This is a genomic window from Bradyrhizobium sp. T-1, from assembly GCF_053592855.1.
This window is the reverse complement of record NZ_CM132115.1, coordinates 4,427,131-4,451,993: the sequence shown is the minus strand read 5'-3', so window position 1 is coordinate 4,451,993 and position 24,863 is coordinate 4,427,131. Positions and strand designations below refer to the sequence as shown.

The 24,863-nt window shown below is 61.7% G+C and carries 33 protein-coding genes; 16 read left to right on the top strand and 17 right to left on the bottom strand.

Features of this window, described 5'->3' with window-relative positions:
• The first annotated feature begins 376 nt into the window (after nt 1-376).
• The 8 genes from ACWAT4_RS21545 (at nt 377) to ACWAT4_RS21510 (ending at nt 6,574) form a co-directional block, all read left to right on the top strand.
• Complete coding sequence (locus ACWAT4_RS21545) at nt 377-1,330, top strand: peptidoglycan-binding protein (RefSeq protein WP_449727985.1); 954 nt, start codon at nt 377-379, stop codon at nt 1,328-1,330.
• Nucleotides 1,327-1,566, top strand: a complete 240-nt coding sequence (locus tag ACWAT4_RS21540) for a hypothetical protein (protein WP_449727984.1) — start codon at nt 1,327-1,329, stop codon at nt 1,564-1,566. The genes ACWAT4_RS21545 and ACWAT4_RS21540 overlap by 4 nt, the downstream gene beginning before the upstream one ends.
• The gene (locus ACWAT4_RS21535; RefSeq protein WP_449727983.1) at nt 1,563-2,075 is read left to right on the top strand and encodes a hypothetical protein; all 513 of its coding nucleotides are present in this window, start codon (nt 1,563-1,565) and stop codon (nt 2,073-2,075) included. Before ACWAT4_RS21540 ends, ACWAT4_RS21535 begins: the two co-directional genes overlap by 4 nt.
• Nucleotides 2,076-2,196: 121 nt before the next feature.
• Nucleotides 2,197-2,508, top strand: coding sequence for a hypothetical protein (locus ACWAT4_RS21530; protein ID WP_449727982.1), 312 nt, complete (start codon nt 2,197-2,199; stop codon nt 2,506-2,508).
• Entirely contained in the window at nt 2,508-2,747 is a 240-nt protein-coding gene (locus ACWAT4_RS21525) for a hypothetical protein (protein WP_449727981.1), read from the top strand. The genes ACWAT4_RS21530 and ACWAT4_RS21525 overlap by 1 nt, the downstream gene beginning before the upstream one ends.
• Nucleotides 2,748-2,771: 24 nt before the next feature.
• Nucleotides 2,772-3,134 (top strand): hypothetical protein, encoded by a 363-nt coding sequence (locus ACWAT4_RS21520; RefSeq protein ID WP_449727980.1) that lies wholly within the window; start codon nt 2,772-2,774, stop codon nt 3,132-3,134.
• A gap of 9 nt (nt 3,135-3,143) precedes the next feature.
• Nucleotides 3,144-4,628 carry a hypothetical protein gene (locus ACWAT4_RS21515; RefSeq protein WP_449727979.1) on the top strand — a complete coding sequence of 495 codons (1,485 nt, stop codon included), beginning with the start codon at nt 3,144-3,146 and terminating at the stop codon, nt 4,626-4,628.
• On the top strand, nt 4,628-6,574 hold the full coding sequence (locus ACWAT4_RS21510) for a hypothetical protein (RefSeq protein ID WP_449727978.1): 1,947 nt from the start codon (nt 4,628-4,630) through the stop codon (nt 6,572-6,574). The genes ACWAT4_RS21515 and ACWAT4_RS21510 overlap by 1 nt, the downstream gene beginning before the upstream one ends.
• Before the next feature lie 191 nt (nt 6,575-6,765).
• Here ACWAT4_RS21510 and ACWAT4_RS21505 read toward each other — a convergent pair whose 3' ends face one another.
• The 10 genes from ACWAT4_RS21505 to efp form a co-directional block, all read right to left on the bottom strand.
• Complete coding sequence (locus tag ACWAT4_RS21505) at nt 6,766-7,368, bottom strand: acyltransferase (RefSeq protein ID WP_449727977.1); 603 nt, start codon at nt 7,366-7,368, stop codon at nt 6,766-6,768.
• 304 nt (nt 7,369-7,672) lie between these two features.
• Nucleotides 7,673-7,861 carry a hypothetical protein gene (locus tag ACWAT4_RS21500; protein WP_449727976.1) on the bottom strand — a complete coding sequence of 63 codons (189 nt, stop codon included), beginning with the start codon at nt 7,859-7,861 and terminating at the stop codon, nt 7,673-7,675.
• Nucleotides 7,862-8,045: 184 nt separating this feature from the next.
• The gene (locus tag ACWAT4_RS21495; RefSeq protein ID WP_449727975.1) at nt 8,046-8,222 is read right to left on the bottom strand and encodes a hypothetical protein; all 177 of its coding nucleotides are present in this window, start codon (nt 8,220-8,222) and stop codon (nt 8,046-8,048) included.
• 216 nt (nt 8,223-8,438) lie between these two features.
• Nucleotides 8,439-8,630 (bottom strand): hypothetical protein, encoded by a 192-nt coding sequence (locus tag ACWAT4_RS21490; protein ID WP_449727974.1) that lies wholly within the window; start codon nt 8,628-8,630, stop codon nt 8,439-8,441.
• A 173-nt stretch (nt 8,631-8,803) separates the two neighbouring features.
• Nucleotides 8,804-9,190 carry a hypothetical protein gene (locus ACWAT4_RS21485; RefSeq protein ID WP_449727973.1) on the bottom strand — a complete coding sequence of 129 codons (387 nt, stop codon included), beginning with the start codon at nt 9,188-9,190 and terminating at the stop codon, nt 8,804-8,806.
• Between the two features lie 261 nt (nt 9,191-9,451).
• Nucleotides 9,452-9,643 carry a hypothetical protein gene (locus tag ACWAT4_RS21480; protein WP_449727972.1) on the bottom strand — a complete coding sequence of 64 codons (192 nt, stop codon included), beginning with the start codon at nt 9,641-9,643 and terminating at the stop codon, nt 9,452-9,454.
• A complete protein-coding gene (locus ACWAT4_RS21475) occupies nt 9,640-9,870 on the bottom strand; it encodes a hypothetical protein (protein ID WP_449727971.1) in 231 nt (76 codons plus the stop codon). The genes ACWAT4_RS21480 and ACWAT4_RS21475 overlap by 4 nt, the downstream gene beginning before the upstream one ends.
• 13 nt (nt 9,871-9,883) lie before the next feature.
• Nucleotides 9,884-10,210, bottom strand: coding sequence for a hypothetical protein (locus tag ACWAT4_RS21470; protein ID WP_449727970.1), 327 nt, complete (start codon nt 10,208-10,210; stop codon nt 9,884-9,886).
• 59 nt (nt 10,211-10,269) lie between these two features.
• A complete protein-coding gene (locus ACWAT4_RS21465) occupies nt 10,270-11,832 on the bottom strand; it encodes a M23 family peptidase (protein ID WP_449727969.1) in 1,563 nt (520 codons plus the stop codon).
• Nucleotides 11,833-11,849: 17 nt separating this feature from the next.
• Nucleotides 11,850-12,416, bottom strand: coding sequence for an elongation factor P (gene efp, locus ACWAT4_RS21460; RefSeq protein ID WP_212299716.1), 567 nt, complete (start codon nt 12,414-12,416; stop codon nt 11,850-11,852).
• A 162-nt stretch (nt 12,417-12,578) separates the two neighbouring features.
• On the opposite strand from efp, the gene epmA reads away from it, so the two are divergent.
• Genes epmA through ACWAT4_RS21445 form a run of 3 tightly spaced genes read left to right on the top strand, consistent with a single transcriptional unit; the run spans nt 12,579 to nt 15,015 of the window.
• The gene (epmA, locus tag ACWAT4_RS21455) at nt 12,579-13,631 is read left to right on the top strand and encodes an EF-P lysine aminoacylase EpmA (RefSeq protein WP_212427715.1); all 1,053 of its coding nucleotides are present in this window, start codon (nt 12,579-12,581) and stop codon (nt 13,629-13,631) included.
• Entirely contained in the window at nt 13,628-14,722 is a 1,095-nt protein-coding gene (locus tag ACWAT4_RS21450; protein ID WP_212427714.1) for a lysine-2,3-aminomutase-like protein, read from the top strand. The genes epmA and ACWAT4_RS21450 overlap by 4 nt, the downstream gene beginning before the upstream one ends.
• 41 nt (nt 14,723-14,763) lie before the next feature.
• The gene (locus ACWAT4_RS21445) at nt 14,764-15,015 is read left to right on the top strand and encodes a hypothetical protein (RefSeq protein WP_212427713.1); all 252 of its coding nucleotides are present in this window, start codon (nt 14,764-14,766) and stop codon (nt 15,013-15,015) included.
• A gap of 58 nt (nt 15,016-15,073) precedes the next feature.
• On the opposite strand, the gene ACWAT4_RS21440 is transcribed toward ACWAT4_RS21445, so the two are convergent.
• The 3 genes from ACWAT4_RS21440 to ACWAT4_RS21430 all read right to left on the bottom strand — a co-directional run bounded on the left by ACWAT4_RS21440 (nt 15,074) and on the right by ACWAT4_RS21430 (nt 18,083).
• Nucleotides 15,074-16,159, bottom strand: a complete 1,086-nt coding sequence (locus ACWAT4_RS21440; RefSeq protein WP_212299720.1) for a 3-deoxy-7-phosphoheptulonate synthase — start codon at nt 16,157-16,159, stop codon at nt 15,074-15,076.
• A 235-nt stretch (nt 16,160-16,394) separates the two neighbouring features.
• A complete protein-coding gene (locus tag ACWAT4_RS21435) occupies nt 16,395-16,973 on the bottom strand; it encodes an HdeD family acid-resistance protein (RefSeq protein ID WP_212427711.1) in 579 nt (192 codons plus the stop codon).
• Nucleotides 16,974-17,042: 69 nt separating this feature from the next.
• The gene (locus ACWAT4_RS21430) at nt 17,043-18,083 is read right to left on the bottom strand and encodes a PrsW family glutamic-type intramembrane protease (protein ID WP_212299722.1); all 1,041 of its coding nucleotides are present in this window, start codon (nt 18,081-18,083) and stop codon (nt 17,043-17,045) included.
• A gap of 145 nt (nt 18,084-18,228) precedes the next feature.
• On the opposite strand from ACWAT4_RS21430, the gene ACWAT4_RS21425 reads away from it, so the two are divergent.
• Nucleotides 18,229-18,576 (top strand): hypothetical protein, encoded by a 348-nt coding sequence (locus ACWAT4_RS21425; protein WP_449727968.1) that lies wholly within the window; start codon nt 18,229-18,231, stop codon nt 18,574-18,576.
• A gap of 123 nt (nt 18,577-18,699) precedes the next feature.
• Here the strand turns inward: ACWAT4_RS21425 and ACWAT4_RS21420 are convergent, their stop codons facing one another.
• The 3 genes from ACWAT4_RS21420 to ACWAT4_RS21410 all read right to left on the bottom strand — a co-directional run bounded on the left by ACWAT4_RS21420 (nt 18,700) and on the right by ACWAT4_RS21410 (nt 20,589).
• Nucleotides 18,700-18,957 (bottom strand): hypothetical protein, encoded by a 258-nt coding sequence (locus ACWAT4_RS21420; RefSeq protein WP_212299723.1) that lies wholly within the window; start codon nt 18,955-18,957, stop codon nt 18,700-18,702.
• A 120-nt stretch (nt 18,958-19,077) separates the two neighbouring features.
• Nucleotides 19,078-19,704, bottom strand: coding sequence for a PilZ domain-containing protein (locus ACWAT4_RS21415; protein ID WP_212299724.1), 627 nt, complete (start codon nt 19,702-19,704; stop codon nt 19,078-19,080).
• A 228-nt stretch (nt 19,705-19,932) separates the two neighbouring features.
• On the bottom strand, nt 19,933-20,589 hold the full coding sequence (locus tag ACWAT4_RS21410; RefSeq protein WP_212299725.1) for a hypothetical protein: 657 nt from the start codon (nt 20,587-20,589) through the stop codon (nt 19,933-19,935).
• A 280-nt stretch (nt 20,590-20,869) separates the two neighbouring features.
• Here ACWAT4_RS21410 and ACWAT4_RS21405 point away from each other — a divergent pair, with 280 nt between their 5' ends.
• Nucleotides 20,870-22,228, top strand: a complete 1,359-nt coding sequence (locus ACWAT4_RS21405) for a molecular chaperone (protein ID WP_449727966.1) — start codon at nt 20,870-20,872, stop codon at nt 22,226-22,228.
• Between the two features lie 141 nt (nt 22,229-22,369).
• Here ACWAT4_RS21405 and ACWAT4_RS21400 read toward each other — a convergent pair whose 3' ends face one another.
• Nucleotides 22,370-22,642, bottom strand: coding sequence for a DUF4326 domain-containing protein (locus ACWAT4_RS21400; RefSeq protein ID WP_449731243.1), 273 nt, complete (start codon nt 22,640-22,642; stop codon nt 22,370-22,372).
• Nucleotides 22,643-22,738: 96 nt separating this feature from the next.
• Between ACWAT4_RS21400 and ACWAT4_RS21395 the strand changes: the two genes are divergently transcribed.
• The 3 genes from ACWAT4_RS21395 to ACWAT4_RS21385 all read left to right on the top strand — a co-directional run bounded on the left by ACWAT4_RS21395 (nt 22,739) and on the right by ACWAT4_RS21385 (nt 24,855).
• Nucleotides 22,739-23,878 carry a hypothetical protein gene (locus ACWAT4_RS21395; RefSeq protein ID WP_449727965.1) on the top strand — a complete coding sequence of 380 codons (1,140 nt, stop codon included), beginning with the start codon at nt 22,739-22,741 and terminating at the stop codon, nt 23,876-23,878.
• Between the two features lie 150 nt (nt 23,879-24,028).
• Nucleotides 24,029-24,334: a hypothetical protein gene (locus tag ACWAT4_RS21390; protein ID WP_449727964.1), complete on the top strand. Its 306-nt coding sequence runs from the start codon at nt 24,029-24,031 to the stop codon at nt 24,332-24,334.
• On the top strand, nt 24,331-24,855 hold the full coding sequence (locus ACWAT4_RS21385) for a septal ring lytic transglycosylase RlpA family protein (protein WP_449727963.1): 525 nt from the start codon (nt 24,331-24,333) through the stop codon (nt 24,853-24,855). The genes ACWAT4_RS21390 and ACWAT4_RS21385 overlap by 4 nt, the downstream gene beginning before the upstream one ends.
• The last annotated feature ends 8 nt before the right edge of the window (nt 24,856-24,863 follow it).

The window sequence follows — 24,863 nt, the reverse complement described above, 5'->3', positions numbered from 1 at the left end:
ATATGCCTCGGTCCCACGACCTTCAATGACAGCTCTGAAATCATCGTCAGAAGGCCGCTTGACATTCGAACACTGTCTCGGCGGTGCCAGCGCGGCCGCCGATGCCTGACTTGTTGGAATGAACCTTATCTCGGCATCGTCTTGCTGAATGAGAATGCTGCCGAAGTGCAGAATGCATGCAGAGCTGAACAGCAGTCCAATGACTGCGAGCACCAATTGCGGTCGCGTCATGGTCAGTGACAGCCAGCGAATTCGCGCATGGTGTTAGCTGAGACTTCTTTAAACAAATTCGCAAAAAGCGAACATAGGAACTTCATTCCAGTTCTCCCAGCCAGAGTGAAGAATCTCTTACCGCAACCCTAGGGATAGTCAACCCATGGTAGACCTAAACGCGCTAACTCGCGCGAATGCCATTCGCTGGTCGAATGCCAGGCTGACGCGAGGCTCCGAGTTCACGCAGCCGGCCAAGATCGCCGTCGCGAATAAGGGGCGGTATCTCGCTATTGCGAGACAGGCGGGAATGCCGGACATCGCGTGGGTCTTCATCGCGGTCAGCCATTATCGTGAGTCCTCACAAGACTTTAGCAAGAGCTTGGCGCAGGGCGATCCGTGGAATCGTGTCTCGACCCATGTTCCGGCTGGCCGTGGGCCATTCAAGTCCTTCGAAGATGCCGCCGTAGACGCGCTGGTGAAGTGCTCTCCCTACGCGGCTCGGCTGAAGGATTGGAGCATCGGCGGCACGCTCACGAACCTGGAGCGGTTCAACGGTACCGGCTACGCCAACCGCGGACTCCCTTCGGCCTACGTCTGGGCCGGGACCGACCAGTACGAGGCAGGTAAATTCGTCGCAGATGGCGTCTACGACCCGAACAAAGTGGACAAGCAACTCGGCGTCGCCGGCCTCATCATGACCATGATGCAGCTCGACCCGTCGATTAAGTTCGATGGTCCGGCGCCTCAGGTCCAGCCAAAGCCGACCTCTGCAACGCCTGTAGGCGCAGAGCCCGTCCGGGACGGCATCTGGCTCCAGAACAGCCTTAACCGGCTGGGTGCTAACCCGAAGCTCGAGCTGGATGGCATTGTTGGCCCCGCCACCAGGAACGCGGTCAGGGCCTTCCAGCTTGCCGCCGGCATCGGCGTGGACGGGCTGGTGGGCCCTGAGACCTTCGCGGCGATCGACAAGGCGCTGGCAGACGGGAAGCCAGTTCCAACGCTTCCTGTGCCGCCTGACATCGTCCTGCCGCCTCCGGGGACGCAGGCGCACGCCGACCTTGCGCCGACCTTCTGGGGGCGTGTTCTTGACCTCTTCAGACCGAAAGCAAAATCATGATCTTGAACGATTGGGGGAGGGTGGTCGTTTCGGCCGTCGTCGTCATCGGCTTTATCGGCGTCACCGTGATCTACATGACGAGGAAACTCGACGGGGGAGCCGTTCCTGAAATCCTTTCCATCCTGCTCGGCGCACTCGCCACGAACTTTACCGCGGTCGTCGGCTACTGGATTGGGTCTTCGTCTGGATCGGCCTCGAAGGATCAGGCCATCCAGAACCTGGCGAGCAAGCCATGATCGCAGTCCTTGCGGCGCTTCCGGCCATCCTCGGTGCTCTCGCCGGCATGGTCCCGGCCATCGTGCAGTTGTTCACATTGAAAGCCAACAATGCCCAGCAACTCGCAATGGCTCAGCTCCAGCTCCAAGCTCAAAAGGAGGGCGTGGCTCTACAGGTCGATCTCGCGAACGCTCAGGCTGATATTCGACAGGCAGACGCTATTTACAGTTTTGGTAATAGCGCTAGCGGCATCAAGTGGGTGGACGCGATTGCCATACTTGTGCGGCCATACGTTACCATCGTCTTTTTTCATATGTGGTTGGCGCTAGAGATCTGCCTGTTCATCTACGGGGTGAACAGCGGCTATGACCTCGGCCAGCTCGTTAAGCTGCTTTGGCCGGCGGAAACTCAGGCAATGTTTGGAGCCATCATCGGCTTCTGGTTCGGCGATCGCATGCTGCTCCGCGGCCAACAGCGCATGGCCGCAACTCTGGCAGTTACTCAGCCAACTGTAACCGTGAAAACATAGAAAAGCGGGCCGCCGCGGCGTCGGCAAACGTCGCGACGACCCTAACCCATGCCTCAGGGGTATTTGAGGCGCAGGCTGGGGGTACCCTAGCGGACGGCGGTCTCTAGGAGATTAACGAGGAATGGGACTTTCATTCGAATGGACTGTGAAATTGGGCGATATCCTGACAATGGGCGGCGCGCTAATGGTGGCAGCCGCGTTCCTATACAATAGGGGCGGCAAAGAAGCCGGTGACCAAATGTCGCTTCGAGCGCTCTCCAAAGAGTTCAAAGAAATCAAGACAGAGTTCAAAACGTTCAGCGACACGCTCCAGAAGATCGCGGTCCAAGAGACCAAGATCGAACTTCTGATGAAGTGGTACGACGAGCTGCGGCACGGCACGGGGTTCATCCAGGAACGCCGCGCAAACATCGACGGCGAATACAAGCGTTGATGCCCCAGCGCCGCGCGACTGCATTTCTATTCGTAATGATCTCAGCCATTTTCCTTCTCGTTGCGGCTCTGATCCTGCTGATGACCCGACCGGCATGGCCGGCCGATCAAATCCCATGCTGGAAGGCTCGGGCCATCCTCGAATACGCCGGCAGCATCGCTGAGGCTGAAAAGATAGCTCAGCAGCACGGCTACACCAAAGCCCAGATCGCCGAAGTCCGGCGCCGCTGCGGCCTCTAATCGTTCATCAACTGGAGACTACCTATGCTTCGCAAGCTTCTGCTCGCGGCGGCGCTCTTCGCGCTGCCTGCAACTGCCAACGCCGCGTCCCGTGTCTGGATCTCTGAATTCGGTGTCTTGGCCGCGACGGCAAGCGGCGGCTCGCCGGGGCAAATGGCGGCGCTTCCAAGCCTGGTGGATCAGTCAACGCTCGATATCAGCGGCGGTGTTCAATCGTCGGCTGCCTTCGGATCTCAGACCAAGTACATCCGCATCACCTGCGAGGTGCAGTGTGCCGTGAAGGTCGGAGGCACCGCTTCGACCTCGAGCCTGCCTCTTGGGGCCATGTCGCCAGAGTATTTTGGCGTTCAGGCTGGCGCGACGATCTCTGTCATTGCGAACCCGTAAGGCCGCAACATGGCAATGGGAAAATTGGGGGCACGAGGCGGCTTTGGCTCCCTCGGTGGCCTTGGGGGAGTGGGGAACAGCCCTGTCGGGCCTGCGCCCACCCTGACGCTAACCAGCCCCACGACAAACAATCGCCCAACGTTCAATTTTACGTCGACGGATATCATTGTCGTTGGGGACGTAATCTCCATCCAGTACGCGACAAATTCAGCATTTTCGAGCGCGTCTCAGCAAGATCACACCGTAACATCGACAGAGGCGATTGCGCAGAGCATCTCGCTGTCTTTGCCGAGCTTAGCGGATGGGTCTTACTGGTTCCGCGCAAAGATCAATTCTGGCCTGTGGTCGAATACCCAGAGCGAAACGATCGACGCCGCGCCAACACTCACCAATCCAACGGGCATTCAGACCGGCAACACGACCGCGACGGTTGGAGCTACTACTGATCAGGGCAACGGCACGCTGTACTATGTTGTTACGACGGCCTCGAACACCCCCAGCGCAGCGCAGGTTAAGGCTGGGCAGACGCACACAGGATCGGCCGCGCCTGCCAGCGGCTCGCAGGCGGTCTCATCTTCCGGCGTGAAAACAGCGAACGTCACGGGCCTTACGGCGGCGACCCTCTATTATTGCCATTTGATGCACGAGGACGCGGGAGGAAATCAGTCTGCTGTCGTTGATAGCTCATCGTTCCTGACGACGGGATCGTCTTATGTAGGCCCTGGGGATGTCGTCAGCGGAGCTTATGTTTGGGCGAGCCCGGCGCGTGCCTATAGCGCAGCGTTCGCAGCGTCAGCCGCGCCGATCATGGATTTGGTCGATCAGGCAGGCAACAACCCGATCACGATCAACATACTTACGACAGGGTTCGTTGATAAAGCAGCGATCTCCGCTTGGGTCGCCGCAAACAGCGTCACGACGATCAAAATTGCGAAGCTCTACGATCAAACAGGCAACAATCGCCACTTTACCCAAGCGACTCTGGCGAATATGCCAACGCTGGCATTGAATTCGCTTAATGGTCTCCCCTCAATCGCCAGTACCAGCGCGTCACGAATGGACACGCCGACCCTAATCTTGAACCAACCATACACTGCATCAACCGTGCTGACGCGAACGAGCAATACTGGGGCGGCAGCAGCGATGGGCGCAGCCTCCGGAGGCGGTCTATTCTTGGGGTTTAGCCCAACCGCCAATAATGGACGATTTGGAGCGGGAGGAACCATCAATTTTGTCATGAGTGACGCTTGGCATTCTTTCCAGGGTGTCGGCAACGGTGTCTCGGGAGCGTACAACATCGACGGCGTAGACACTCCGTCTCAAAATGCCGGCTCATTCAACTTCGCGTCGAACGCGCTGCGAGTGTGCACTGACGGCGCTAGCCCGCTGACGGGGAGTCTAATGGAAGCAGGCTTATGGCCTATAGCGCAAACCGCAACTCAACGAGCCAACATCAGCAACAACCAGCATGGTTCTAACGGGTATAACTTCTGATGAAGAGGATTCTGCTCGGGCTTGCGGGTGCTACCAACGGCAACGGTTTCTGTCCGTTCTTGAATTGGTGGAAGACCGCCGCCTCGCCAACGATCACTCGCACGGCTGGCGGAGACCTCAACGGCAAGGCGATCTGGGACGCTGGCGTCTATCTAGACACGATGACTGGGGAAATAGTCAGCCCAGCGCCCGCTGATCTGCTGACTTTGAAGCGGATATTTTTTACTGCTCCCGATCCATCGCAAATCGCTCTTGGCTGCAAGTTCGATGGCGAGCAGTGGGTAGCGAAGTGGGATGGCAGCGCGACTGGGAATATTGACTTTCTAACGCCGGGCAACACTCAAGACAAAAGCGTTCCGGGGCAAATTTCGTTCACGATGGGGTCAGCGCCCGGCAACACCCAGTTGACGCTTACGTTGACAAACCTCAACGACCCGCCGCGCAATGTCCGCGTCTATCAGAAGCGTTATGAGCCCAACCTTAACGCTGGGGAGAAGTTCAATCCCGACTGGCTCTCTGAGATCGGAAAGTTCGGCATCCTTCGGTTCATGGATCTGCAAGCCACCAACGGAATAGAGATCGCTGATTTTTCGCAAATAGCTGACGAAAGCTATACGACATGGGCTAGAGTTCTCACCTCCACCTCTAATTCGGGCCCAAAAGGCGGAATGCCTCTATCTCTGATATGCGAGATCGCAAATCGCACAGGCTGCGCAATTCACGTTTGCATACCGCATATGGCAACGGATTCTTTCGTCACGTCCTTTGCAACGTACTTCAAGAACAACACCTCAGTCGAGGTTTCTTACGAATACACCAACGAACATTGGAATTCATCTCTAGTTGGTGGGGCTGCTTACAACTATTGCGTAGCGCAGGCGAATGCGATGCCAGGAAATCCGTTTTCCGGCGACGGAAGCAAGTGGTATGGGTACCGCGCATCGCAGATCATGAAGATAATTCGCGATGTCTACAACGACGCGACGCGCTGGCGTGGAGTTCTGGCCTCTCAAACTGCCAACATCTCAATAACAACCAGTGCAATCGCAGGCGTCAACTACTGGCGGGTAAATGTTCTGAGCCCAGCCAACTCGCTGCCCGTGAACGCTCTCTTCAAGAACTTGAATATCACCGGGTATTTCGGCCAAGTTATCAGCTGTCGTCAGATTACCGGAGTAACGAAGGCGAACCCCGCTGTCGTCACGTGTAATGGGCACGGATTTACCAATGGCCAGCGCCTGAAGCTGTTCATGGACACCGGTATGCCGGAATTGAATGGTGTCTTTGTGACGGTTGCCAACGCGACGACGAACACGTTTGAACTATCGGGGGTCAACTCAACCGCCTACACCACGTTCACCACCGGCAACGGGAACAGTTACGCGGTCGATGCCGGATTGTTCGACTTGATGGACACCAGCAACAGTAACTTCATATCGAATCCCGGCACGTATCCGACGAAATACAGCTACTTCAACACAGTGATGAAGCAGCTATTCCTAACCGGATCCGCCGCAGGGCTGACATTGAGTGGAAGCCTTGCGCTAAATCGAGACACGTGGTGGCCCCAGCATCTCGCGGTAGCGCAAGCGAATGGTTTGGAGCTTCGACAATACGAAGGCGGCTGTCACTACACGACGGATATTTTTCTGAGCGGTTTTGGCGGGAATGCGCAGTTTGTTGAGTACATGGTCCAGAACGGATACTGCCAAGAAACTGCCGATGTTTATCGTGCAATGTTCATCGCCTTCATTCGTCTTGGGGGCAAAATGCCCGCCAAATTTGTAGAGGGCGGCTTGAGCAGTCGCTTTGGGACTTGGGCGGGTATCCGGTACTGGAAGACAGCAGGCAACGGGAATACCGACGACCGAGACAATCCAGTTTGGGCCGCTACGATTGATGTGTGCCAGAACGCGCAACCGGAGACTTATTCGATTAGCTGGTAGTGGTGACGCCGAGCACGGGCGGTACCTTCGCTTCTTCGCCCAGTGCCTATTTGACTGAAGAATTCCATAACGTCCAAGACGACGGCTAACACCAAAAACGATGTACAGAAAAACACGATAAGCGGGATACGCCATAGCCAAGATAGAGATGTCGGCTCTCGGGGCGCGACAGCGTTGCTTTTTGTAATCATCTAATTCACCTTGTTGAAAAAATGGTCAACGCGCTGTTGTACCAGCGTATCCTCAATGGTTGGGTCAAACTCGGCGTTGCGTTGTTCAATGAGGTGACGCCAAGGATAACGATCGTTCCTGGATTTCAGCTTTTCAATGTATGCCGCAATAGTGGACACCTGCTTCGCGGGTGAGCCCGCGACCACTGAGCCCTCAGGAACGTCACGAGTGACCACTGATCCTGCGGCAACAATAGCGTGCGGGCCGATCGTTACGCCCGGGAGTACGATGCAGCGATAGCCGAGGTAGACGTTGTCTCGGATATCGATCTTTCCAACGCTGTCTAGCTGAAGACCAAAAGCCTTGTTGACCATGTTAACGGCCCCGTCGTGGCCAAAAATCGCACAGTCATTGATGCGGACATTATTTCCGATCTTCACATAGGCAGGGTCTGGGATATTGGCACTCGGGTCGATGTAGCAATGGTCTCCGATCGCAAAAAAGCGACCGTGACGACGCAGGTACTCAGCGTATTCTCCGCCAGAAGGTTTGCAAAATCTGCGGTATAAAGAATGGCCGCGCCCCGTCTTCATTGCGAGCATGCGGATTAGGCCGAACAGCATATCTAAATCCAATATCGGGAAAAGCTCACGCTACCCCACGTTGCCCCTCCCGCCTAGCCCCTAAAGAGGGTTAATGGCGCTCTCTCAGGGAGAGCGTGGATGAGACCCTAGCGCATCTTCGGCTTCTTGCGCCATTTCGTGCGCTAGGGTCATCTCGCAGGTAGCTGGGCATTTGTTGGAGATCGAAGTCAGCACGTCACGGAGGGCCGCAATCTGTTCACTTAAGGACTGGATTTCGAGCGCGGCCTCCCTGCAAATGGGAGGTGGCTCATAGTGTTGCTGTTTCACGTTCCAGACGCGGAAGTCATGAAGGCGCTGAATTAGATTTGGCATGGTGCTTTCCGTCAGGTGCGGCATGGTGGCCGTGGGTGCGTGGCGCGACATTCAGTCCGCGGTCGTATAGTGTCTGCTCGAATTTCTTGAGATCGGCTTCCGAGATATCGATTCCGATCGCCTTGAAGGCTTCGCAGATTCCCACTGTGATCTCGATCATTTTGCCCTCAATTCTTCTAGTTCCGTCATCACGTCGGCATATTTATTGGCCCATTCGTCGCGCTCCTTTATGAGCGTCTTCACGACTTCCGGGACGAGGTGGGTAGCGCAGCAGGGATCGCAATCGCCACATGCATGGGGATCTCCAGCAATTCGGCCAGTTACGCAACAAATCGGTAATGCGGTCACGGGGTGTCCCTCACTGATTGCCCAAGAGCCTTCAGGCAAAACTGCCTAGTGCCTTCAGGGTCCATGAAAGGATCGTCGATCAGTTCTTGCATGGCGGCGCGCAACCGATCGATCTCCGCAGCGGCTTCCTTCGGATTCTCATAGACCCACATCCAATCGGTTTTCTCGGTCACACTTGCACCTTTCGGCTAGGTATTTTGCCCAGCATCACTGCGGCGTCTTTCGCGATCAGCACGAACCCACACCAAGGCCCGGTAGAGCGCGCCGGCCGGGATGCCCCGATTAGGATCTCCGTAAACAAGCATCTCCTGAACGTCAGGCGGAATGCCTGATTTGGCTAGTGAGACAAGGGCGGCTGCAACGTCATCCATCGCACTCTCCATGTTCGCTTAACGTCGCCAGTGCGTCGGCATGTAATAGACGTACATGCCGTCCTTGGGATCGGTGAACCACAGATTGCCCTTGCGGGTCAGCTTAGCGACGTTTCGCTCTCCGTGCTCGTCATCGATCTTAGTGGTCACCTCGACGTTTTCCGGAACGTCCCAGCGCTCATCGACTACGGTCGGGTACCAAGTATCCATTGCATCCTCCGTGACTGTTTATCACAAAAAGTCCGACCGACCGCCGCTCGCAGCATAGCGCTTGATGGGCGCCTTATCTGCGGCGGCGGGTGGGGAAAGGTCGTCTCTCATCTTCTTCCCACGTTGCTCGCGGCCTCTCGGGGTTATCAATCCCTACCCACCGCGCATTCTGCTCAACTGCGCGGATGATAGCGATAGGTTGTCGTGTCGTCTCCGTAGCTGACTGACTCGCTCTCGATCTCTCGCGTTCGGTCGCCGTTCTTGATCGTCAGCGTCCCACCAGAGGCCAGAACCATGGCCTTCATAGTCTTGTAGGATTCTCCGGCCCAGGCTCGAAGTTCTGCCGTCTGCTTGTCCACTAATTCGGCAAGCTTGGCGCGCTCTACGGCGTCGTTCAAGCCTGCTGAGATTCGCTGCATCCGCTCGACGTTGTGATCGAAGCACCAATGTGGGCTCCACCATGTGCCGGCCGGCTTCTTACAGCCCTTCTCAATGCACTGCTTGCCGGTGTGCCACTTCGCGGAATTGCCGTCGTGCTCGGGGTTTTCGTAGTTCATCATGGTTTGCATCCTCGATGTTCGGTCAGGATCGGCGGCCAGAGCCGCCGCAAGTCTCGCAGGGTCCGCTCAGAATGCTATCGGAGGTTCGGCGGAAGCCGTCGCCCCAGCACTCTGTGCAAAGGCCATTAGTCTGCTCTTGCATGAGGCGGGTGGCTTCCTCGGTCAGCACCTTTCTCGCCTGATAGCAGACCTGCGCAGCCGCTTTGTTTTTGTAGGGCATGTCCTTGTACTCACGAAGGACGATCAGTGCCTCTAGTGGCGTCATGAACGCTCCCCATTCGTCACTTTGGACGCCATGGCCGCGAACAGAGCGCCCTCCAGGAAAGCGTAGCGGAGCGATCCGCGGTCCACCACGATCTTGCCGGCGGGATGATAATCGACGGGCTCGACATCATCCGGGAAGCGCCTGTAGCCCTCTTCGATAAATCGCTTGATCTCTGGGTCCATGCTCATTTGCCTTGCCACACGGTGGAAGTGTCGTCGGCCGCCATGGCCTCGTCAGCCATCTGGCGAAGGCGCTGAGCGCCCGGACTGGCGATCTGCCCCTTGTCGATCCGGCCGCACATGAAGCCATGCCGGTAGCTCCTGGAGCGGTTCGCGGACGGCTCCGGCGCCGTGAGGTCGTAGCCGTCGTTGAAGCCTTCAATCATATCAGCGTTGGCCGGTATCTCTCTCGTCATCACATGCCCCTGCTCAGTGAAAGTGTGAGAAGAGGATCAGCGAGAAGTCGTCCGGCGTAATGTCGTCTCGCCCGAAGGCCTCGGCGACTGTTGCGGCCAAGGCTGCGCGATCGACATGCAGCCTGAGGGGATCGACCTTCGCTAGTTCGAAGCCCTCATAGGGGTCGCTTCGCGCGATGATCTTGCCGGCGATGCAGTATTTTCCGCACATGCCGTCGTACACGAGATCAAATCTGGCATCAGGCGCCCCCTCGATCTCGGCCTGATGCTTGTCCCAGTCGAATGCCTTGCCGCCCATATCGGCGCCGAGCATCAGGTAGTCGGTACGATCTACACCCATCGTCATCCTCCATGTGCCGCCCTAGGCGGCTATTAAGGTTGAGATGACTAACGACCGCCTCATTCGTGTGCTAGATAAGCCTTTGTTCCCTCTGGCAAATCTTCCGTTCCCACAGCACCTATCAACCTCTCATAGGCCGAGACCAGCGTGACGTAAGGGCTGACCCAGATCCAGCCATCGCGGGTGAACACCTGGACGTCGAAGTGCAAGTGCATCGACGTCCCCGCGGGATGATCGAGATAGTTCGAGATCACGCCGATCTTCTCACTTTCGGTGACGATACGGCCATTGAGCACCCCGTCGGCGTTCAACGCCTGCGGATTCATGTGCATGTAGCGGAAGCGGATGTGCTCGGTGCGGCTGTTGACCTCGAGTGTCGCGGCCTGGTCCTTGGAGGCGCGGATCACCACGGCGTCGCGCACGGCAACGACGCCGCGTTGCTTGGGATCGCAGGCGTCGCGGCCGTCACCGGGCGAGGGGCAGTCGGCGGCGCGGATGTCCTCGCCCTGGTGGCCGTAGCCGCCGCCGCACTGCCAGACCTCGAAGCTGCGTGACTCGCAGAAATTATCGCGCCAGGGATAGGCTGTCGGGCCATCGTCCTTGTCGCGCTTGGCGTAGGATTGCGAATGCACGAAGGCCGGCGCTTTCTCGAGCGGAAAGCGGATCTGCGCATAGGCCATCGCATCGGGACGGCCGCCCTGCTTGCGATAACCGGTGTTCGGAATGATGTCGCCGCTCGGCCGGTAGCTGAAATCCGCCGGTCGTCCCGCGGGACGATCGATCACGACGGAGGCAACGTCCATCAGCGGCCGCATGCGCTGGCCGCCGGCGACGTGCAGCGCCTTGAGAAAGCGTTCGGCGACGGGGTAGGCCTCCTTGCAGGCAAGTCGCCGCGGTTTCGCGACGCTGTCGAGGCACTGGACTGACACCACATAAGCGGCGCCGAAGCGCGTGAAGGCGTAGCGCACATAGCCTTCACGGATGAACCTGCGCAGATCCGGATAGATGGTCGCAAGTGGTTTGACCGGCTCGCCCTTACCGCCGGCGGGATCGGCGATGTCGTAGACGAGCGCCGATCCCGTGATCTGTACCTCGACCGGCCTTGCGAAGGTGCGCGACGGCATGCCGTCGCCGGCGCCGGGCTCGAGCGAGAACGTCGCGCTGTAGCCGGCGGGGCCCGCGTCGAACATGTCAACGGGATTGAAATCGGCCTGGTAACGCGATAGCGCGAGCGCCGCGCCCGGTGCGCCGTTGTGTTGTGCCTCGATATAGGCGGCAGCATCGAACGGCAGCAGCACTGGAACCGAACTGCGCGCAATGCCGGTGAAGAATTGCGAGGAAAGCGCGTTGAGCTGCATCAGCGCCGGCATTGCGCGCGGATCGACGCGCGGTACCGAACGGCGCGGCACGAAGACGAAATCGCCGGCGATCTGCGGGCGACTATTGATCTCGGTGCGGAGCTGGTCGAGCGCTGCGCGCCAATCGACGCGCAGGGCCGTGAGGGATGGGCTGCGGATCTCGTCCGCAGCGACCGGCGTGGCGGTGAGGAGCGAGAGCGACGCCAGAAAAAGCGAGACGAAGCGGAAACTCTTCCCAACCACTGTCTCGCCCCCCGGCGGCACCTGTCCTGAACCCTCGTTTAGTCCTTGGCGCGCTCGGAGTAGGAGCCGTCTTCGGTCATCACCACGATGCGGGTGCCGACCGAGATGTGCGGCGGCACGGTGGTGCGGATGCCGTTAGACAGCACCGCGGGCTTGTAGGACGACGAAGCGGTCTGGCCCTTGGTCACCGGCTCGGTCTCGACCACTTCCAGCGTGACGCGCTGCGGCAGCGCGAGCGAGACCACGTTGACGTCGTGGGTCGACAGCTTGACCATCATCTCCGGTTGAAGATACGCGGCTGCGTCGCCGACGACGTCCTTGGGCACCTGGACCTGATCGTAGGTCTCGGGGTTCATGAAGTGGAAGCCGTCGCCATCTTCATACAGGAAGGTGTAGTTGCGCTCTTCGATCGTGGCCTTTTCGACCTGGTCGGTGGTCTTGTAGCGCTCGGAGATCTTTACCCCGTCCGAGATTCGGCGCATTTCGATCTGGCTGACCGGCGTGCCCTTGCCGGGATGGATGTTCTCGGCACTAACGACAACATAGAGCTTGCCGTCTTGCTCGATCACGTTGCCCTTGCGAATAGAACTGGCGATGACTCTCAAAGCTATATTTCCTGCTTGCTTGGCCCGGCTCAGGCCAGGACGTGGTCAAATCGATGGGGGACTTGGGGCCTCAAATCAGACCTCGGCGCCCGTTTCGGGCCGCAACATACTGATTTTGCCGTTGAATGCCAGCGTTTTGCTGGCCCAAGGGGTGGTCGGTTAATGGCTGGGGACAAGCCGATTTCGCCGTTCTGGATGCCCAACCGGCACCTCGACCGGCGGCCGTTCCTCCAGGCCAGGGGAGCCGTTACCGGGGCTCTGCGGGGCTTTTTTGCCGAGCAGGGCTTTGTCGAGGTCGAAACCTCCGTTCTCCAGGTCTCGCCGGGTAACGAGACCCATTTGCACGCCCCGCGGACCGAAATCATGCGGCCGGATGGCAGTCGAGCCAGCCGATACCTGCGGACTTCGCCCGAATTCGCCTGCAAGAAGCTGCTGGCGGCCGGCGAAGAGCGGATTTTCGAGTTCGCGCGGGTGTTCCGCGACCGCGAGCGCGGCGACCTGCATCTGCCCGAATTCACCATGCTGGAATGGTACCGGGCGGGCGCCCCCTACGACGCCATCATGGCCGATACCGTGGTGGTCATCGCCATGGCTGCGCAGGCAACCGGGATCGGGACTTTCTCGTTCCGGGGCCGGGCCGCTGACCCCTTCGCCGAACCGGAGCTTTTGACGGTCGCGGGCGCCTTCGAGCGCTTCGCGGGCATTGATCTGCTGTCGACAATCTTGGGCGCCGAGGGTAACCGTGCTGCGCTTGCCGAGGCGGCCGGCGGCAAGGTCCGCGTGGCCGACGACGACAATTGGTCGGACATCTTCAGCAAGGTCCTGGTCGAGCATGTCGAGCCGCATCTGGGGCAGGGGCGTTTGACCATCCTGTTCGAATACCCATCTCCGGAGGCGGCGCTGGCACGGGTGAAGGCTGGCGACAAGCGGGTCGCGGAGCGGTTCGAGGTCTATGCCTGTGGCGTCGAACTCGCCAACGGCTTTGGCGAGCTCACCGACGCCGAGGAGCAGCGCAAGCGCTTCACGGAGTCCATGGCGGAGAAGCAGCGCCGCTACGGCGAGGCCTATCCGCTGGATGAGGACTTTCTGGCCGCGGTGGCCGTCATGCCGGAGGCGAGCGGTGTCGCGCTCGGGTTCGACCGGCTGGTGATGCTGGCAAGCGGCGCGACACGGATTGATCAGGTGGTGTGGACGCCGCCTGCGGATGAGAGATGACGAAGACCAATCTTGCGAGAACATTGCGCGAGCCGGCCGAGCTCGTAGCCGCGGACCTGGCGCCGGCCACGGCGCTCCCCGCGCTCGAGCGTGTCGCCGCGCGATATGCCGTTGCGATCACGCCGCCGCTGGTCGAGCTGATCGATAGCTCCGATCCCGACGATCCCATCGCGCGCCAGTTCGTTCCGTCCGCCGCAGAGCTGGAGATGCACCCCGGCGAAAATGCCGATCCGATCGGCGATCACCCGCATTCGCCGGTCCCGGGAATCGTGCATCGCTATCCCGATCGCGTGCTGTTCAAGCTCGTTCACGTCTGCGCGGTCTATTGCCGTTTCTGCTTCCGCCGCGAGATGGTCGGTCCCGGCAAGGAGAACGCACTGTCGGACGGCGCCTATCGTGCCGCGATCGACTACATCCGCTCGCATCGCGAGATTTGGGAGGTGATCCTGACCGGCGGCGATCCGCTGATGCTGTCGCCGCGCCGGATGAGCGAGATCATGGCCGATCTCGCTGCGATCGATCACGTCAAGATCATCCGCCTTCATACGCGCGTGCCCGTGGCCGATCCTGCGCGTATCAGTGACGAGATGGTCGCGGCGCTTAAAGTTGATGGTGCGACCACTTGGGTCGCAGTGCACGCCAACCATGCGCGCGAGCTCACGGACACGGCCCGCGCCGCCTGCGCACGGCTGGTCGACGCCGGCATCCCCATGGTGAGCCAGTCCGTGCTTTTGCGCGGCGTCAATGACAATGTCGCTGCTTTGTCGGATCTGATGCGGGCTTTCGTCGAGTGCCGGATCAAGCCGTACTACCTGCATCATGGCGATCTCGCGCCCGGCACTGCGCATCTGAGAACGACGCTGGCGCATGGGCAGGAATTGATGCGGGAGCTGCGCGGACGGGTGTCAGGGCTGTGTCAGCCTGATTATGTCATCGACATTCCCGGCGGCGCCGGCAAATCCCCGGTCGGGCCGAATTATGTGTTGGCGGAGCAAAATACCGCAGGCATTGCACGTGATGCAGCCACGGAAACGCGCTATCGTATCATCGACTATTGCGGCGACGTTCATCTCTATCCGCCCGAGGCGTGAGTGGTCAGAGAACGCCGGTTTGAGGAATGGGAGAATCGGACATGAAGAAGATCATGGTGGCAGCATCGCTCGTGGTCTTGCTCGGCGGCGCGGCGATTGCGCAAACCGGCACCAAGGGATCGACGTCCGGCGGTGCCGCGTCGGGATCGGTGCCGCAGGCGCCCGTCGGTCACCGCCAGCCGCGCGCCGGCGACGTGCCGAGCGAGAAGAATCTGAACGATCCGAATAATCCCGTGAACAAGGAAGACGCTCTGCTCGACAAGAAGATCAAGAGCATCTGCCGCGGCTGCTAAGCCTTAATCGCGGCGGGCAGGGCGCGAACAGCGTCGCCCCGCCCGCCCGTTGCTCTGCTTAAGCGGAGCGCTCATGCAAGCCGGCGCGCGCGGTGTTGCGCCGGATTTCGACCGCATCGGCGAGCTGCTCGAGCACATTTGCCGTCGTGGCCCAGTCGATGCATCCGTCGGTGATGCTCTGGCCGTAGGTCAGCGGCTTGCCCGGCACCACGTCCTGGCGGCCGGCGACGAGGTTGCTCTCGATCATCACGCCCATGATGCGGTTCTCGCCGCCCGAGATCTGGCCGGCGATATCAGCCATGACCAGCGGCTGGTTCTCCGGCTTCTTGCTCGAATTGGCGTGGCTCGCATCCACCATCACCAGCGGGGCGACGCCAGATTTCGCCAGATCGTTGCAGGCTGCCGTGATGCTTGCCGCATCGTAGTTCGGCTTGCTGCCGCCGCGCAGGATGATGTGGCAATCCTCGTTGCCCGAGGTCGAGGCGATTGCGGAACGGCCGAGTTTCGTCACCGCCATGAAGTGATGCGGATGCGAAGCCGATTTAACCGCGTCGGCTGCGATGCGCACATTGCCGTCGGTGCCGTTCTTGAACCCGACCGGGCAGGACAGTCCCGAGGCCAGCTCGCGATGGATCTGGCTCTCAGTGGTGCGCGCGCCGATCGCGGCCCAGGAGACGAGATCCGCAATGTATTGCGGCGTCGTCATGTCGAGGAATTCGGTGCCGGCGGGCAGGCCCAGATTGTTGATGGCCGAGAGCACGTTGCGGGCGAGCCGCAGGCCCTTGTTGATGTCGAAGCTGCCGTCGAGATCGGGATCGTTGATCAGGCCCTTCCAGCCGACGGTGGTGCGCGGCTTCTCGAAATAGACCCGCATCACGATCTCGAGCTGATCTGCGAGGTCTTCACGCAGCTTGGCGAGACGCTCGGCGTAGTCCAGAGCGGCCTTGGGATCATGCACGGAGCAGGGGCCGACGACGACCAGAAGCCGGTCGTCCTGGCCGTTGAGGATGGCGTGGACGGCGTTACGGGCCGCCATCACCACGCGGGTGGCCGTGAGGGTGCGCGGGACCTCCCGCATCACGTCCTCAGGCGTGCTCAGCTCTTTCAGTTCGCGGATACGAAGATCGTCGGTCGTGCTCAGCACGGCGGGCTCCTGTCTGTTTCTCGAACCTGCCGGCAATAAAAAAAGCCGCCAGGTCTGGCGGCTGTTCGGACGTTTGCATCAATATTTTAGATTGAGCGCGATCCTCCTGCCGCCAGCGAGCTGTCGTAGCTAAAGTACCAAAAATAGCTGGTGGCGACGGTGATCATGGCCGGTCATATAGCGCGCCATTGGCGGGTTGTCACCCCCCAATCGGCGCCCGAGGCTTCGAGCCCCCTCAACTGTTGCTTTTGCGTGCCGCCAGGGCCATGCCGATCAAGGTGGCGCCGCCGAACAAAAGGTTGATGCCGACGAGCACGCCGAGCGCCCATTCCGCCGAGCTCGGCAATCCCGTGATCACCATGAACGCGATCGCGATGTCGACGAGGCCCGAGATCAGGAGCCACGACCAGCGGCCGCTCAGCTCGCGGCGGTGCTCCAGCGCATACATGATGGTGGTGACGCCCTCGGCGAGGAAGTAGGCGCCAAGCACGATTGTCAGAGTCAGCACGGCTTGCATCGGGCGGGCCAGCAACAGCATGCCGGCGAGCACGGCCAGGGCAGCCGAGACCAGCGACCACCAGAACCCCGGCGTAGCACGTGCCCAATAGGTCGCGATCAATCCGCCGATGCCGCTGATCAGGAACATCCAGCCCAGGAAGATCGTGATGGCGAGGCTTGCGAGCGGCGGCAGGATCAGCGCGGCCACGCCGAGGACGGCGAGCAAAATACCTTCGAACAGAAAGGCCTTCCAATGCGCCTTCACCGCCTGGCTCATTGCTGATTGCAGCCGTGAAAAATCCTCAGGCGATGTCATCGGCAGGCTCCCGATCGAAATGCGTGCGCTCAGTCTAGCGTGCGCGCGCCGCGCTTGCCATCCCGAGGCTCAACCGCCGCCGTGCGCAGACGAAAAGCCCTCGCCGGTGGTGCGGATGCGGTTACGGCCAAGAATGTAGATCGCGGTCGTGACGATCAGAAGCGCAAGACCGAGCAGGATCGAGACGAATCCGATCGGGATCAGCGCTAGCGTCAGATTGCGCTCGGGGTTGATAAGCCAGTGGTGGATCGAGGTCAGCACGAAGGCGAGACCAAGGAAGCCGACGCCGCCGCCGGCGAGCAGCAGCGCCCACATCCGCCGCAACTGACTGAGCCTTTCCCGCGCGATATCGGTCCGGGGCGCATGGTGACGCGCGACGCGTCGAACCAGTCGGATGGCGAAGGCGATCGAGCTGAAGCCAATCAGCAGGCTCGCACCGCCCAGCCACATCCGCAGGGTCGGGTCGAGATCCGGCATGCGCTGGAGCGTGAGCAGCGGGAAGTCGAAGGCCGAATGCAGCGCCAGTGGGCCCGCGAAGATCAGCAGCCGGCTGGAGAGGCGGGCCCAGTCGCGGTGATGGCGGTTCGCACCCAGCGCCGTGCCGGCTCGGGCGATCGTCAAATAGGCTCCGGCGATGATGCCGAGCGCGCCGTGGAACGGGACGGTGAGCACGCTGCGCAACGCTGCCAGCGACCGCCACATCTCGGCATGCTGCACCAGATAAGCGAGGTTCTCGTAAGCCGCAAAGCCGAGGCCGACGGCGGCGCCATAGACCACGGTGTCCATGGGATTGGCGAAGGTCCGACGCTTGGTCGAGGAGACCAGCACGATCGCGATCACTTTCACCGCCTCCTCGGGCAGCGCGACGCCGAAGACAGAATGCATGGCGAGCGCAGCCCAAGGATCGTCAGGCGCTGCAACCATCTTGGCGAAGGGGGCGCGGGCGAGACCCAGCAGCGAGATGCTGGCCGCGCCGAGCAGGAAGGCGGTCCAGACCTGGGCGGGTGGTCCGGGGCGTTCTTCGGCGGCAATGACGAGCCAGAGCATCAGCAGCGCCGGGGCGATGGCGGCCGTTCCGATGACGGTGGGTAACGCTTCAATCAGGTACATCGGCGCCGAAAATAGGTTCCCCTGGTCCGCTTATCTACGTTTCCCGATGCGACCATCTGTCATGCAATCGCTGTCCCGTTGCTTAACACGCGCGACAGCCGGCGTTCATCAGGGTCGCAAAGTGTAGAATGCCGAGCGCAATCAATTGCATGACAGCATCACTGCGTTATCGGCAGTAATGGCCGTGCGCTATCGCCGGATCGCGATTGATAAGTTAGATCAAGGTAATGTGCAGGTTTCTTCGATTCACGATGCACGTGTGCCAGCGGGGAGTCCAGAGGCGGAATTGCCTCCGACCGGACAACAGGCCGGCGGGCGGAGCGACCTAGTCACGTTTCGGCGTGCGGCCGCGCGGAGGTGTCTCGATTCGGCGCGCTCGCATCTGCTCCAGCTCCCAAAGGGCACGCACGAGGCATGTGCCAAGGCAGAAAACGATGAGCAGCAGCAGGAAGGCCTGGTCGGCGGGAGGGATGTGCATCATGGCATTGGTTAAGCAACGTGCATGCCATGTGTTCCCGAACTGGCCCGCGCATGTTGCGTCGGCCTCCAATTTCGGCGACTGCTTCCCCAGCTCAATCGTGGGCTCCGGCGATGCAGCGCGTATCCGTGCCCGCCGTCAGTGGGTCATGAACGGCGCAGGGGCGTCGGGCGCGATGTCGAAGGCCCCAAGGTGGAATTCCTCGCCGACGGCCTCGTCCCGTTCGGCATGGTGCGCGAGCAGCGTGAACGCGGCTTGCGGATATTGCTTCCAGATATCGAGATCGCCGGCCGTAATGGTGAGCCAGCCGAAAGTGTACATGTAGCGCCCGGGCTCGGTGACCCGGCCGACTCTGTCCCAAGTGATTTTATCAACGGTGATCTTGTCGACTGCCATTCGGTCCCCCGATCGCAAGTCTGCAAACGACGTCCGGCCCCGAGGCGCAGACCGTCAGAAGCTGATCCCGCATTGGGGCCGCGATAGGGCAGCGATACGGATTGGTTTGGTTTGGTCGAGTCAGGCCGGCAGCGGCACGGCCTGGCGCACGACCAGGCGCACGAGGTCGTCCCGCTGCTGCTTTTCGGCGAACTTGATCGCAAAGCCATTGTCGAATTTGCGGATGACTCGCCCGACGCAGGCACCGACGGCAAGCGCTGTTCCGACCGGCGGATCGCATTCGCAGGAGATCGCGACGCCGGCCGTGGAGACGTCGATGATGAAGCAGGGATAGGTGCTGCCGTCTGCGAGCGTGAGGACGGTGTGCGAGGCCTGCGGCACGAAGCGCGCGTCGCGCCGCAGCTCCTGAATGCTGTCGTCCTTCTGCTTCTTTTCGAGCCAGGTCAGCTTTTCCGACATCCAGGCGCGGCGCGCCCGTGTCATGTCGAGCTCCATCAGGAAGCCCGACTTCAGCGTTGCGCTGATGGTGCACTGGAATTCGCCGAAGTCTTCGAAATAGGAGGTCACACGTTCGCCGATCTTGCCGACGACCGGCACGTCCACAATCATGCGAAACGGCGAAACGCGCTTGGTGCGGCAGGCGAAGTTTCGCAGCTTGCCCTCACAATCGTACCAGCGATGCAGCGAATAGCTGCCGCTCACGCTCACTTCCACTGCTCGCTGCCTGAGAAACTCCGCGACGGACATGGGCGCCAAATCGTGCTTTTGATTGTTTCCGTAATTCCACGGTAGCGATCAAAATCTAAGCAAATGATACCGGCACTCAGGAGCAGGGGTAAATTTCCGGTAAATGAACTGGACGGTAGAGTGCCGGGGCCGGCGGCAAATCGTCCCTGTTATCGGGCGCCGACGGTCACAACCGCGTCATTGTGACCGCTTCGAGGGACGGCGCCGTGAGGCCAGCCGGGGCCGTCTTCAAACGCTGCCGAGCAGCACCAGCGCCAGCGCGGCGATCGCAATCACGAATTTGATCGTTGTAAGGGGCAGGCTGTCGGGCTTGATCGCCCACCCGAACCTCGCCCTTGCGTGCCGCATCGCGAGTGATCCGATCGCTTCGATGATGGCGAACGCGAGGGCGACGCCGGCGATGAAAGCCCACGACTGCGACGGAGGCAGAACTGGCGCGAGCCAGACGGGCGCGGAGGCGCGCAGCGACGCGAGCAGGGCAATCCATCCGAACCATGATGCGAAGCCTTTGATGATGTCGGGTCCGACCGTATCCGGCTCGAACCGGACGCCGAGTATCGCGAAGGCGGTTTCGACACGCTCATGGTCGGCCAGGAACAGGTACGCGCCGAGATAGAGTGGAATTGGCGACATGCAGAGTATGGCGATCGCGCCAAACAGGACGGTGTGGCCGACGAGGTCAGCGAGGATGTCCGTGCCGCTCTTGCGCAATGGCGCGGCTGCGACTTGGCGCTGCGGCGTCGATCTCGCGCGCGCCATGTGCTCCAGCATCTTGGCGCGACGATCCGGCGGATACGGCACCGCGCGGCGCATCCAGGCCGGAGGCGTGGTCATCACCGAGGAGGTGCCGGATTGGCCTTCCGAGGTCGACTTGCGCTGCTCCATGGGGCTGTCCTTCAATCCGTGACGCCCTAGCCGGGGGCTGGGCGGTTTGCTTCGGACATTGGTCGAGGGTAAGGGCCAGGGAGGTTCATGCGGGAGGCAAGGTCGATCGTCGACGTCGTGGGGCCGGCCTCTTGGGGATTGCGACTGCTGGCGCTCCCTAGCGGCGCGCGTCGGGCGAGCACAAAACCCCGGATAACTCGGCGAATCCTGCTATTTCCTTGGCCGTGCGCGGTCCGCCGTGGCAATCTCTGTGCAACAAACTGTGCAACAGGGGGCGCGGTTGCCGGAGCGGTTGGGGCGCAGGAGCGGGGTCTGGTACTACGTGCGGCGCGTGCCGGAGGAGTTCGCTGCCGCGGACCCGCGGGGCATCGTCCGGCTGTCGACCGGCATCAAGATCCGTGACGATCGGACCGGGGTGAAGGCCGCCCGTATTGCCGCCCGGCTCGAAATAGATCTGGAGGCCTCATGGAAGGCCAGCGCGGGCCACACAGCGCGCGCCGGCGTCCTGGCGCTGGAAGATGCCCGCGCGCGGGCACAGGCGCTGGAGCTGTCCTATCGTCCTGCCGACGATGTCGCCAAGGAAGCGCTGTCCGAGATCCTGCGGCGCCTCGACGCGCTCGCGATCGGCGATCGGCGCGACGACCCGGCAACCGCGGCGGCCGCGCTCGGCGGCGTGCCGCTGCCGGAGATCCTGCTCTCTGGCCTGGTCGCGGAATTCGAGATCGCCAAGAAAACCGCGCTCGCCCGCAAATCGCCCGGCCAGGTCAAAAAGTGGCGGTCCGGCAAGATCCACGCGATCGCCATTCTGACCGACGTCATCGGCGACAAGGCGATCGACCGGCTCTCGCGCGACGACGCGCTGCGCTATATCGAGCACTGGACCGACCGGGTTGTCGACGGCGAGGTGCTGGCGGAAACCGCCAACCGCAACCTGACCCACATCACCGGCATGCTCTCGGCCGTCGCGCGCCGGCACCGCCTGCCGCTCGATCCAGTCTTTGCCGGACTGCGCCTCGAGGGCGAGGGCTCGCGGCCGCGGCCGCCGTTCTCGGCCTGGTGGATCGTCAACCGGCTGCTGGCGCCTGGCGCGCTCGATGCCATGAACGCCGAGGAGCGCGCGGCGCTGCTGGTGATGATCAACACCGGCGCCAGGCCGAGCGAGATCATCAATCTGCGCCGGCCGCACATCGTCCTCGAGTCCAACATTCCGCACATCCAGGTGCGGCCCGACGATCGCGTGCTCAAGACCGAGTTCTCCTGGCGCGACATTCCGCTGGTCGGCGTCTCGCTCGAGGCGATGCGGCAGTTTCCGGACGGCTTTCCGCGCTACCGCGACAACGGCGATGCGTTCTCGGCGGCCGTCAATAAATTCCTCGAGGAGCACGGCTTGCGCGAGACCGAGCGGCACACGCTCTACTCGCTACGTCACGGCTTCAAGGACCGGCTGCGCGAGACCGAGGCGACCGACGAGCTGAAAGACGAGCTGATGGGCCACGACACAAGAAAGCCGAAATACGGCGACGGCCACGGCCTGCATTTGAAACTGAAAATTATCGAGCGGATTGCGCTGGCGCCGGGGATGCAGATTGCGCCGCCCTTGCAGCTTGTGCCCGCGCGAGATGCATCCGCGCGCGGCTGACGGGATCGCTGCCGCGCTTCAACGCCTCAAGTTCCTGCTCGAGCCGGTCGAGGATCGGCGCATATTGCGGCCCGTGCTTGACGATCACCTCCGCGACCAGGGCGATGGCGTCCGTCAGCCTCTCCTCGGTCGGGATTGATGTCATCGGTTCGCCAGCTCTAGCAGCACGTCTGCGTGGCAGGGCGCGCCGGGCTTGCACCAGCACGCGAGGTTCTTTCCGCGCAGTTCGGCGAGCGCCTCGCGCGTCGAGGCGTGGTCTGCCAGCGATCGCTCGAGGTAAGTCCGATATAGCGCGGCGGCATCGGCCTGAGTCACTTCCGGGATCTTGACCATGTCGCTTTCGAAGGCGGGGCCGCATACGAACGGATTGCCCCACTTGCCCGGCCGCGTGACGCTGACCGTGTTGGGCGGCATGCGCGAGCCCTTGGTGCGGAGGCGCTGGATACGTCGCGGGCTCACTGCCGGCCCTCCGGCCGCCGGCAGCATTCGCCCTGGATTGCGCCGCAGACCATGCAGCTGCCGTCGAGGTCGCATTCATTGGTCTCGCATCCCTACGCCAACCTGTTCCCGCTGATCGAGGGGCAGGAATTTTACGATCTCGCCGAGGACATCCGCCTTAACGGGCTGCTCGACCGCATCGGGCTGATCCCTGTCGATGGCGGCGAGCAGATTCTTGATGGTCGCAACCGCTATCGCGCGCTGGTCTGGCTGGTCTCGACCGGCGAGGTTCTCGGCGATGCCTGGGGCAAATGGTCGGGCGAGCCTCTCACGGTCGATCGTCTCTCGAATCTCGACGATTACGGCCTGTATTGCGATGCCCCGGTCGAAAACGACGCCGAGGCTCTGGCCTTTGTGCTGTCGAAAAACCTCAACCGCCGGCATCTGACCGACGACCAGCGCCGCATGCTCGGCGCCCGGCTGGTCAACATGCGGCCCGGCCGACAGGTCCAAACTTCGCAATCTGCGAACATTAGCCGCGAGCAGGCTGCCGGGCTGGTGGCGGCAGACGTTGCCGGCATCGACCGGGCGCGGGCCGTCGTCGCGCGGGCCGTTCCGGAAGTGGTTGCGGCGGTCGACGATGGTGCTCTGTCCGTCGCTGCTGCCGCCGAGATCGCCGCGCAGCCGGTCGAGCGCCAGGCCGAGATCGCCAGGGCGCTGACACGCGATGCCTCCGGCAAGCTGACCGACGAGGCCCGTAAGGCCTTGGCACCCCTGATCCGGGAGATCCGCGGCGACAAGATAGCGGCCAAGAAAGAGCGCCGGGCCGAGCGCGAGGCCGAGACCGGCCGGCGCATCCAGCAATTGCCCGGAAATCTCTACGGCGTCGCGATCGAGGATTTCGAGTGGCATCACGCGGCCTGGTCGGAAGAGACCGGGAGCGAGAAAAGCCCGTCGATGCATTACGAGACCGCGATCGACGCGCAGACGCCGGAGGCGATCGTCGCGCGCTGCGCCGAGCGGTTCGCCTGCCTCGCCGAGGACTGCATTCTCTTCAAGTGGGTGACGGCGCCGCATCTGTCGATCGGCATCAAGGTGCTCGAGCTGCAGGGCTTCCGCTACGTCACCATGCTGGTCTGGAACAAGGAACGCTCCGGCGACCGGCCTCGACCTCTCGCGCGACTGCGAGCGCCTGGCCGCGAACGTCACTGATCCGCTCGAGGACGGCCGCATCAACGCGGGCGGCAATCCCAAACGCGCTGTCGGCGAATACCGCGTCGCGCTTCGCGGCGCCAATCGCAATATCACGGCGACGCGCGAGTGCCAGGCGGCGCAGCGCGAGCGGCTATCCGAGGGGAAACAGTGAGCATCACCGAGCTTGAAATTCGCCAAGTTGTCGCGGCTGTTCTCGATGCCGAGAACGTGCGCCATGCCGCCAATCTCGACGACGTTGTGCTCAAGGCGGTGGCGACCATCCTGACCTCGTTCGGCATCGAAGAAGAAGACCGCATCGAGCTGCGCGCCGATTTCCAGCATCTACGCAAGTGGCGCAAGAGCGTCGAACAGGCGCAGTCGATCACCATGCGCGTGGCCGTCACGGTGATCGTTACCGGGACGCTTGGTGCGATCTGGCTCGGCGTCAAAACCCTCCTTTCGGTGAAGTCATGAAGCTTGAACCGCAGATCCTGCGCCATCCGCTCGATGAGGCCTTGTTCGGCGTCGCCGCCATCAAGATCCTCGTCGCGCTCGCGATCGTCATCGCGCTGCTGTCGATCGTCGCTGCCATCCGCGCTGCGGCCGAGCGGCCCTCGTCGGCCGCCGGCTGGCTCGCCGGCGCCGCGCTCGTGGCCGCGGTCATTGCGGCGGTGCTGGTCGGGACGGTGACGGCGACCTATGGCTGCGAGCGGCGCTTTTCCGGCCTCGCGTCCTATTACTCCAACGGCGAAAGCGGCAGCCACGCGGCCTCCGGCGCGCGCTTCAACGATGCATTGCCGACTGCGGCGCATCGCTGCTTGCCATTCGGCACGCGGCTGCGCGTGACCAGAGGCGGCCGCAGTGTCGTCGTCACCGTCAACGATCGCGGCCCGGCGATCCCTGGTCGCGTGCTCGACTTGGCGCGCGCGCCGGCCGCGCAGCTCGGCATGCTCGGCGCCGGCGTCGCGCGCGTCGAGGCCGAGGTGGTCGACTAGAGATCCGC

Bases quoted from the DNA above. Each gene is read 5' to 3' on its own strand.
- ACWAT4_RS21545 (WP_449727985.1), top strand. From the start codon at position 377: ATGGTAGACCTAAACGCGCTAACTCGCGCGAATGCCATTCGCTGGTCG.
- ACWAT4_RS21540 (WP_449727984.1), top strand. From the start codon at position 1,327: ATGATCTTGAACGATTGGGGGAGGGTGGTCGTTTCGGCCGTCGTCGTC.
- ACWAT4_RS21535 (WP_449727983.1), top strand. From the start codon at position 1,563: ATGATCGCAGTCCTTGCGGCGCTTCCGGCCATCCTCGGTGCTCTCGCC.
- ACWAT4_RS21530 (WP_449727982.1), top strand. From the start codon at position 2,197: ATGGGACTTTCATTCGAATGGACTGTGAAATTGGGCGATATCCTGACA.
- ACWAT4_RS21525 (WP_449727981.1), top strand. From the start codon at position 2,508: ATGCCCCAGCGCCGCGCGACTGCATTTCTATTCGTAATGATCTCAGCC.
- ACWAT4_RS21520 (WP_449727980.1), top strand. From the start codon at position 2,772: ATGCTTCGCAAGCTTCTGCTCGCGGCGGCGCTCTTCGCGCTGCCTGCA.
- ACWAT4_RS21515 (WP_449727979.1), top strand. From the start codon at position 3,144: ATGGCAATGGGAAAATTGGGGGCACGAGGCGGCTTTGGCTCCCTCGGT.
- ACWAT4_RS21510 (WP_449727978.1), top strand. From the start codon at position 4,628: ATGAAGAGGATTCTGCTCGGGCTTGCGGGTGCTACCAACGGCAACGGT.
- ACWAT4_RS21505 (WP_449727977.1), bottom strand. From the start codon at position 7,368: ATGCTGTTCGGCCTAATCCGCATGCTCGCAATGAAGACGGGGCGCGGC.
- ACWAT4_RS21500 (WP_449727976.1), bottom strand. From the start codon at position 7,861: ATGATCGAGATCACAGTGGGAATCTGCGAAGCCTTCAAGGCGATCGGA.
- ACWAT4_RS21490 (WP_449727974.1), bottom strand. From the start codon at position 8,630: ATGGATACTTGGTACCCGACCGTAGTCGATGAGCGCTGGGACGTTCCG.
- ACWAT4_RS21485 (WP_449727973.1), bottom strand. From the start codon at position 9,190: ATGATGAACTACGAAAACCCCGAGCACGACGGCAATTCCGCGAAGTGG.
- ACWAT4_RS21480 (WP_449727972.1), bottom strand. From the start codon at position 9,643: ATGAGCATGGACCCAGAGATCAAGCGATTTATCGAAGAGGGCTACAGG.
- ACWAT4_RS21475 (WP_449727971.1), bottom strand. From the start codon at position 9,870: ATGACGAGAGAGATACCGGCCAACGCTGATATGATTGAAGGCTTCAAC.
- ACWAT4_RS21470 (WP_449727970.1), bottom strand. From the start codon at position 10,210: ATGGGTGTAGATCGTACCGACTACCTGATGCTCGGCGCCGATATGGGC.
- epmA (WP_212427715.1), top strand. From the start codon at position 12,579: ATGGCTGGGGACAAGCCGATTTCGCCGTTCTGGATGCCCAACCGGCAC.
- ACWAT4_RS21450 (WP_212427714.1), top strand. From the start codon at position 13,628: ATGACGAAGACCAATCTTGCGAGAACATTGCGCGAGCCGGCCGAGCTC.
- ACWAT4_RS21445 (WP_212427713.1), top strand. From the start codon at position 14,764: ATGAAGAAGATCATGGTGGCAGCATCGCTCGTGGTCTTGCTCGGCGGC.
- ACWAT4_RS21435 (WP_212427711.1), bottom strand. From the start codon at position 16,973: ATGACATCGCCTGAGGATTTTTCACGGCTGCAATCAGCAATGAGCCAG.
- ACWAT4_RS21430 (WP_212299722.1), bottom strand. From the start codon at position 18,083: ATGTACCTGATTGAAGCGTTACCCACCGTCATCGGAACGGCCGCCATC.
- ACWAT4_RS21420 (WP_212299723.1), bottom strand. From the start codon at position 18,957: ATGGCAGTCGACAAGATCACCGTTGATAAAATCACTTGGGACAGAGTC.
- ACWAT4_RS21415 (WP_212299724.1), bottom strand. From the start codon at position 19,704: ATGTCCGTCGCGGAGTTTCTCAGGCAGCGAGCAGTGGAAGTGAGCGTG.
- ACWAT4_RS21410 (WP_212299725.1), bottom strand. From the start codon at position 20,589: ATGGAGCAGCGCAAGTCGACCTCGGAAGGCCAATCCGGCACCTCCTCG.
- ACWAT4_RS21400 (WP_449731243.1), bottom strand. From the start codon at position 22,642: ATGCCGCCCAACACGGTCAGCGTCACGCGGCCGGGCAAGTGGGGCAAT.
- ACWAT4_RS21395 (WP_449727965.1), top strand. From the start codon at position 22,739: ATGCAGCTGCCGTCGAGGTCGCATTCATTGGTCTCGCATCCCTACGCC.
- ACWAT4_RS21385 (WP_449727963.1), top strand. From the start codon at position 24,331: ATGAAGCTTGAACCGCAGATCCTGCGCCATCCGCTCGATGAGGCCTTG.